This is a genomic window from Pseudonocardia sp. N23, from assembly GCF_002583555.1.
Classification (GTDB): domain Bacteria; phylum Actinomycetota; class Actinomycetes; order Mycobacteriales; family Pseudonocardiaceae; genus Pseudonocardia.
On record NZ_BEGX01000074.1, the window covers coordinates 1 to 7,812 of the forward strand.

Consider the following 7,812-nt stretch of genomic DNA (forward strand, 5'->3'; position numbering starts at 1 on the left):
CCGCAGCCGCAGCCGTGCGGTGGCGCCGGGCATGCCGGGTACCGCGAGGTCGGGCGGGCTGGTCTGGGCTGATGAGCGTGCCTCGGCCGGAACCGCGTACCCCTGCTGTGGGGGCGTGTCCCGGGTGCGGGCAGCGGCCGAACAGCGCGGAGACCGCGGCGCGGTTGCGGGCCGAGCTGACGGTGCGCTGGCTGATCCGCGAGGCGGGCGAACTGGTGGCCCGCGGGTTCTGCCACCGCTGCGTTCCATCCGGGCCGTACACCGAGGTGGTGTGCGGCTACTGCGGGGACGGGCCGCTGCTGGCCGGGCCGCTTGCCGGCGCCGAGCCGACCGACGATCCGGCCGTGGCCGGTTGGCTGAGCACGCAGGGGTGGGCACGGCATCCGGCGCTGACGTGTCCGTCGTGCCGGCGGGCGTTTCCTCGGGAGCACTCATGGTGAAGCGGCGTATCGACCCGCAAGTGAAGGCGGTGCTGGTGGAGCGGCTACGCCGCCAACGCGCCGAGGGACAGGTGAGCAGCGGTGATGGCGCTAACTGAATCTCCCCGCTGTTGCTAGATCGACTTCCCCAGGTTGACAGTGGTCCCGGCGTGGCGTCGGGACCGGGACCTGGGTGACCGCTGGGCTGTCGGTGATCGATCACCGGCGGACTGGTGGGAGGCCCGGGTGTTGTCCTGGGAGGCTGATGTGGAAGCGCATGCACTTCGAGAGCAGGGCTGGACGATCTCGGCGATCGCCCGGCATCTGGGCCATGACCGCAAGACCGTCCGCGCCTATCTGAGCGGGGCCCGGGTCCCGCAGCAGCGGCTGCGTCGGGAACCGACGGTGACCGAACCGTTCCTGCAGTACTGCCGGCTGCGGCTGGTCGAGGACCCACACCTGTGGGCCTCGACCCTGTTCGACGAGCTGACCGGCCTGGGGTTCGCCGGGTCCTACCCGTCGCTGACCGCAGCGATCCGCACCCACCGGCTCCGCCCGCACTGCGAGCCCTGCCACGCCTCGACGGGCCGCGACGCCGCGGTGATCACCCACCCGCCGGGTGAGGAGACCCAGTGGGACTGGGTCGAGCTGCCGAACCCGCCCGCGCCATGGGGCGTCGGCGCGAACGCGCACCTGCTGGTCGGGTCGCTGGCACACTCGGGCCGCTGGCGGGCGGTGCTGGCCGAGTCCGAAGACTTCCCGCACCTGGTCGAAGCCCTCGACCGAGTGACCCGCAAGCTCGGCGGGCTGACCCGCGGCTGGCGTTTCGACCGGATGGCCACGGTCTGCTCCCCGTCGTCGGGGACGGTGTCGGCGGCGTTCGCTCAGGTCGCCAAGCACTACGGGGTCACCGTCGAGCTCTGCCCGCCCCGCCACGGCAACCGCAAGGGCGTGGTGGAGAAGGCCAACCATGCTGCGGCGCAGCGGTGGTGGCGCACCGTCGCCGACGACGCCACAACCGTCGCGGCCGAGCGCGGGCTCGACGAGCTCTGCGCCCGCCTCGACGGCCGGGTCCGCCGCCGTGGCGGGGAGAAGGTCACCGTCGGTGCGCTCGCGGACGCCGAACGACTCCGGCCGGCACCGGCGGCGGCGTTCCCCGCGGAGCTGGCGGTGGTCCGCACCGTCTCGGCTCAGGCACTGGTGTCGTTGCGCGGCAACCGGTACTCGGTCCCGCCCGGGCTGGGCGGCGCCCAGGTCATGGTCCGGGCCAGGCTGGGGTCTGATCAGGTCCGGATTGTCACCGCGACGGGGGCGACGGTTGCGGTCCACCGCCGCGCACCGGACGGCGCCGGGGCGATGATCCGCGACGACGGCCACGTCCGCGCTCTGGAAACCCGTGTCCTGCAAGCGTTCACCGACGCACCACGCTGCCGGGGGAAGGTCCGCCGCCCGGCCGGGCAGGCGGCACTGACCGAAGCCGCACGGCTACGAGGCAGCCAGGGCGCCCCTGGCAGTGCTGGACCTGTCGGCGGGTCCGGCCCGGCGGAGCGGGTCGTGATCGACCTCGCGACCTACGCGGCGCTGGTCCCCGTCGCCGCCCGCGCCACCAGCACCCCGACCGGCAGCAGCAGTGGCGGGGGCAGCACTGGCGGGGGCGCGCCGGCAGGCGGGGAGGGTCGGTGACCACCAGCGAAGCCCGCCGCTACCAGAACCTGCGCGCGCATCTGGGCTACCTGAAGCTCAACGACGCCGCCGACGCGCTCAACACCGTCCTGGACGCCGCCCGCCACGAACACCTCTCGCTGACCGCGGCGTTGGAACGGCTCCTCGAGATCGAGGTCGAGGCCACCGAGGCCCGCCGGCTGACATCACGGCTGCGGTTCGCCTGCCTGCCCGCGCCCTGGACGTTGACCGACTTCGACTTCGCCGCCCAACCCGGCGTCGATGAGAAACTCGTCCGCGACCTGGCCACCCTGCGGTTCCTCGACGACGCCTCGAACGTGTTGTTCGTCGGCCCACCCGGGGTCGGGAAGACCATGCTGGCCACCGCCCTGGCCCGCGGCGCCGCCGAAGCCGGAGCACGGGTCTACTTCACCACCGCCGCCGACCTGGCTGCCCGCTGCCACAAGGCCGCCCTCGAGGGCCGCTGGAACACCTGCATGCGGTTCTTCGCCGGCCCACGCCTGCTCGTGATCGACGAGCTCGGCTACCTCCCACTGCCCGGAGACGGCGCATCAGCCCTGTTCCAGGTGATCAACCAGCGCTACCTCAAGTCCTCGACGATCCTCACGACCAACGTCGGGATCGCGGACTGGGCCGGCGCTTTCGGTGATGCCACCGTCGCCGCGGCCATGCTCGACCGGCTCCTGCACCGCGCCGCCGTCGTCGGGATCGACGGGCCCTCCTACCGGCTGCGCAGCCATCAACGCGCCGCCGACACCCTGCGGGCCGCTGCGGGGCACCGGGCCGGGCAGACAGGACCGTCTCATGCCAGCTGACACCCCGATCGCGGACTGGCGGGCGCAGCGGTCCTGCCCGATCTGCTGGAGCAGCTTCCACCCTGCTGGGCCTCGCCATCGCTACTGCTCCGACCGCTGCCGCAAGAGCGCCCACGTCCGCCGACACGCCGGCACAGGCCTCGCAGCAACCGAACCCGCGCCGTCTCCGGCACCCGTTGCGACCAGGGCGTGCCCGCACTGCGGCGAAGCGGTCACCATCGTCGCGTTGCTGACCACCCCGGAAGCTGCCCGACCGACCATCCCCGAGCCCGGCGTGATCCCGCTACGCCGGGCCTGACCCTGCTCTGGCGTCGACCCCCAACGCCGCAATACGCTCACCCGGCCTGGGGAAGTCGATCTATCGCCTCTGGGGAATCTCGGCTAGCGCCATCAGCGGCGACGTTCGGGCCGTCGCGGTGGCGCTTCAGGTCAGCGAGCGCACGGTGTGGCGGTGGCTGACCGGCCCGGACGTCGCAGCGGCGGGCACCGAGCGGGCGCGGTACAAGCTGACCGAGGCCGACCGCGACGAGTACGCGGACTGGCGCGGGAACATCAAGGGGCTGTGGCGGGCGCGGCAGGCCCGTGGCGAACAGGTGCCGCCGTTGCGGACGCTGCAGCGGGCGTTCGCCCGCGAGCTGACGGCGTCCGAGCGGGCCGCGGTGGTCGATGGGGTGGAGGGCCGGCGCCGGCACGAGGTGTACCTGCGGTGGGAACCGGTCGCGCGCAACATGCGCTGGGAGGCCGATCACAAGGAGCTGCCGGTGCAGGTCACCCCGCCGCGCGGGACGCGGCCGGTGAAGCCGTGGGTGACGTTGTTCATCGACTGCTTCTCGCGGCTGATCATGGGGTGGGCGTTGTCGCTGCGCCCGGACTCCGCGGTGGTGCTTGCGGCGCTGCGCCGCGGCCTGGTTGTCGACCCGGAGCGGGGCCCGTTCGGTGGGGTGCCGCAGATGCTGGTGCCCGATGGCGGGTTGGAGTTCGCGACCGCTGCGTTGGAGCGGGTGTGCGGGGTGCTGGGCACCACGCTGGCCCCGACCGAGGCGTACGCGCCGCACCAGAAGGGCAAGGTCGAGCGGGCGAACCTGACCATGGACCAGGAGTTCCTGTCCGGGTTGCCGTTCTACACCGAAGGCCCCCGCGCCGCGGACGGCCGGCTCTACGGGCCGGATGCCCCGCCGATGGCGCTGGGGTTGTTCGTGGACCGCTTCGCCGAGTGGGTGATCGACTACAACACGGTGCGGGCGCACTCGGCGCTGGGCGGGCTGACCCCGCTGCAACGCTGGACCGCCGATGCGACCCCGGTGCGGGAGGTGCCGGCCGAGCAGTTGCGGTGGCTGCTGCTGGCCGATGTGGAGCGCACGATCAACCGCGACGGTGTCCACTTCGGCGGGGAGACCTTCATCGCCCCGGAGCTCAACGGGCGGGTCGGGGAACGGGTACAGGTCCGCTACACCCCGCACGACCTGCGCCGCATCGAGGTCTTCCGCGGCGACACGTGGCTGTGCACCGCCCACCCGCAAGGCCAACTGTCGGGCGAGGAACGCGACGCCGTCCTGGCCCGGCGTCGCGCGGACGCTGCGGAGCTGGGCCGCCGCCAGCGCCGGGCGAGCCGCCGGGCCCGGGCGAAGCTGGCGCCGATCACCGAACCCGGACCGCTGGAGGACACCACCGTGGTCAGCATGGACACCGCCCGCACGGAGCGGCGCCGGAGCGAGCGCGGGGAGCGGGATTGGGAGGCGCGGGATCGGGACCTGCAGCGGCTGGGCCGCACCGACCTGCTCAACCTGCACCGCGACTTCGAGTACTGGAACCCGCCCGACCCGGCAACCACGCCGCCGCCGTCCGTCGACGTCGACGAGGAGTCGTCCCGCGCCGCCCAGCCAGCGGGCGATCCCGCGCAGTCGTCTCGAACGGAGGGTGGGCGGTCGTGAGTGTGCGGCACTTCCTGGACATCGACGGGGCGGCCACGCTGCCCACCGAGGAACTGAGCCTGGTCGACCAATCGGTGGCCGATCTGGTGCGGACCCAAGCGATGGGCGCGGTGCACGGCCCGGCCGGGCTGGGCAAGACCTTCGCCGTGGAGCGGGCGCTGGCCCGCCGGGTCGGCGAGGTCGCGGCGTGCTGGGTGTCGTTCCCGTCGCGGCCCACGATGCGCCTCGTCGCGGCCACCCTGCTGGAGGAGCTGACCCGGGTGCCGGTCACCGGGCGCCGCGACCGGTTCGCGCTCACCGCGGACCTGCTCGAAGAACTCGCTGATCACCGCGGCCGGGACCCGCGGGAACGGCTGCTGGTGGTCGACGAGGCGCAGCAGCTCAACCGGGAGTGCATCGAGTTCCTGCGCTATCTGCACGATCACCGGCTGACCCGGTTCGCGCTGCTACTCGTCGGCGGGGACGGGGCGTGGAAGGTGCTGGCCCGGGAGCCGATGCTGCGCTCACGGATCTACCGGCGGGTGGTGTTCCGGGAGCTGACCGGGGAGCAGGTGTGCGCGCTGATGCCGCGCTTCCACCCCGTCTACGCCGACGTCGAGGCCGAGACGCTGCTGTTCGTCGATGACCACTTCGCGCACGGCAACCTGCGTGACTGGGCGGCGTTCACCGCCACCGCGGTCGAGCTGTGCCGAGCCGGCGGGCGGGACCGGATCGACGAGGCGATCGCGCGCAACGCGTTCGCCCTGCACGGCGGCACCCGCGCCGGCGCCGCCACCCGCTGATGACCCCACCGCTTCCCGCCGCGGCCACCAGCAGCGGCCTGTCGGCGGCCGTGGAGCTGCTGGTCGATCCGGACGACACCGGCGAGTGCGTGGCCGAGCTCGGCGCCCGCCACGACCCGGACCACGGCGTGGTGGTGTGTCATCCCCGCTCCGGCGCGGCGCCGTTGCCGGTGCTCGGTGAGGACGTGCTGGTCGCGCTCGGGAAGCGCCCCGGCGGCCCGGTCACGGAGGGGGTGAGCCGGCGGGCGTGGGAACTGGCCGGGATGTGGCTGCGCGCGGAACGGATCGAGCATCTGGTCGTGCTGCGGGCGCACCTGCTCGCGCCGCAGCGGTGGCGGGAGCTGGCCGAGCTCACCGCGGCCGCGGGCACCAAGTTGTGGCTGGTCGCGCACCAGGGCGGGCTCGGCACCGGGCACCGCGCCGCTCTCGACGGCACCGGCGCGGGCCTGGCGCCGGTCCGTCCGTGGCGGGTGGCGCTGGCGCTGCTACCGACCCCAGCGGAGCCGGTGCTCGGCCCGTTCCCTGAGGTGCCCGATGTGGAATTCCCACTGTTCCGCACCGCGGCGCGGCGGCTGCTCGACCCGGCCGGGTTCGCCCGCGTCGACGCGGTCTACCGGCCCACCCTGCTGGCCGCGCGGGACCTCGCGCGCCGCTGGACCCGACCCGGCACCGGGCTGGCATCAATCGACCCTCACCAGGGCGCCGCGGCGCTGCAACGCCACACCATCGACGCCACCAGCCTCGACGAGGTCCTCACCCGGGTCCGGGCGGTGCAGGCCGGGTTCTGCACCACAGGGGTGTTCCTGAAGCTCCCGCGCAGGCGACCCGGGCTGCCCGCCACGGGGGTCAGCAACGCGCCCCGGCTGGACCCGGCCGCCGTGGAGCGGCTGCGCGGGTTGTGCTCCCCCACCGCGGCCGCCGCGCTCGCCATCGCGAGGGCGACCGGGCTGCGCTCCGCCGCGCTGCGGTCGCTGCGCGTGCGCGACGTGCACGACACCGGGCCCGACCAGCTCCTGATCGCCGAGCGGACGCTCTACCGGATCCCCGCCCCCGTCGCCGGGATGGTCCGGGCGGCGATCCTCGAACACCACGCCCAGCGCGTCGCCCACGACGACCCCACCACTTCGTCGGAGACCGGCGCAGGTGGGGCCGGGCTGTTCGTCGGGACCGAGCCGGGGACGGTGATCGGGGAACAGGCGTTGCAGAACGTCCTCGACCGCGGCGCGGCCTACACCGGCGTCCCGGCGCTGGGGCCGGTGTTCCGCGGCGTCGAGGTCCACGACCTGCGCGGTGGGTGGGCGTGACCCGGGCGCCGCGCCGACCCCGAGCCACGGCGGGCCGCCGCCCGGTGCGGCGGCTGGTCATCAACTGGGAGGTGGTGGAGCAGCGGCGGATCGCGGCCGGGCTGACCCATGCCCAGCTCGCCGAGCGGGTCGGGGTGGCCGCGGTGACCGGCCCGGTCCGGCTCTGGCAGGACGGCGGCCACGACGCCGTGCCGCTGGGGCTGCTGGAGCGGCTGTGCCAGGTCCTGGACCTGCACCCGGTGGAGCTGTTCCGCGCCCCCCAGCGCGCCGCCCAACGCAACGCCCTGGCCGAGCCCGAGGTGGCGGCCGACGCTCAGGTGCTGGAAGCCGCGCTGGCCACCCTCCCACGGCCAGCGGCGGCCGGACAGCAGACGGCGGCGGTCCGCCGGGCCGGGCTGGCCGACGTGCTCGGGTGGCCGCTGCCCCGGCTGGCCGCGGCCATCGCCGACCTTCACGACACGTTGGCCGACCGCGGTGTCCGCCTCGACGTGGACGTCGTCGCCGACGGCCGCGCGGTGCACGGCGTGGCGCCGCGGCCCGGGCTGCTCACCACGGCCCAGCGTGAGGCGCTGCACCGGCTCACCTATGCCGATGAGGCCCTCGACGTCGACACCGTCCGCGTGCTCTACGCAGCCGCCGACCCCGACATCCGCTGCTCCGAGCGCCACCGCACCATCAGCGCGGACGCAGCCGTCCGGCTCCAGCAGCTCGGACTCGTCCGCCGCCGAGATCGAGCCCGCGACCTCGAACTCACCGACGACGCCCGATACGCCCTACTCCTCGACGCCCCCGCACGGCCGTACACGCACTGACATTCACATGGCGTCATTCACTGACACGCCCTGGCGCCGTCACTGACATTTCCATGTCGCTCGACA

General features: G+C 74.0%; 7 protein-coding genes. All 7 read left to right on the forward strand.

The window, feature by feature from the left end; all coding sequences use genetic code 11:
* Positions 1-164 precede the first annotated feature (164 nt).
* Positions 165-440 carry a hypothetical protein gene (locus TOK_RS21310; RefSeq protein WP_141566481.1) on the forward strand — a complete coding sequence of 92 codons (276 nt, stop codon included), beginning with the start codon at positions 165-167 and terminating at the stop codon, positions 438-440.
* Positions 441-686: 246 nt separating this feature from the next.
* Positions 687-2,102, forward strand: coding sequence for an IS21 family transposase (locus tag TOK_RS21315; RefSeq protein ID WP_253258542.1), 1,416 nt, complete (start codon positions 687-689; stop codon positions 2,100-2,102).
* The gene (gene istB / locus TOK_RS21320; RefSeq protein WP_098959782.1) at positions 2,099-2,917 is read left to right on the forward strand and encodes an IS21-like element helper ATPase IstB; all 819 of its coding nucleotides are present in this window, start codon (positions 2,099-2,101) and stop codon (positions 2,915-2,917) included. Before TOK_RS21315 ends, istB begins: the two co-directional genes overlap by 4 nt.
* Positions 2,918-3,333: 416 nt before the next feature.
* Entirely contained in the window at positions 3,334-4,848 is a 1,515-nt protein-coding gene (locus TOK_RS21330) for a Mu transposase C-terminal domain-containing protein (protein ID WP_098959784.1), read from the forward strand.
* Positions 4,845-5,630, forward strand: coding sequence for an ATP-binding protein (locus TOK_RS21335; protein ID WP_216362042.1), 786 nt, complete (start codon positions 4,845-4,847; stop codon positions 5,628-5,630). Before TOK_RS21330 ends, TOK_RS21335 begins: the two co-directional genes overlap by 4 nt.
* A complete protein-coding gene (locus TOK_RS21340; RefSeq protein WP_141566482.1) occupies positions 5,630-6,934 on the forward strand; it encodes a hypothetical protein in 1,305 nt (434 codons plus the stop codon). The genes TOK_RS21335 and TOK_RS21340 overlap by 1 nt, the downstream gene beginning before the upstream one ends.
* Positions 6,931-7,746, forward strand: a complete 816-nt coding sequence (locus TOK_RS21345; protein WP_141566483.1) for a helix-turn-helix transcriptional regulator — start codon at positions 6,931-6,933, stop codon at positions 7,744-7,746. Before TOK_RS21340 ends, TOK_RS21345 begins: the two co-directional genes overlap by 4 nt.
* Positions 7,747-7,812: the final 66 nt, after the last annotated feature.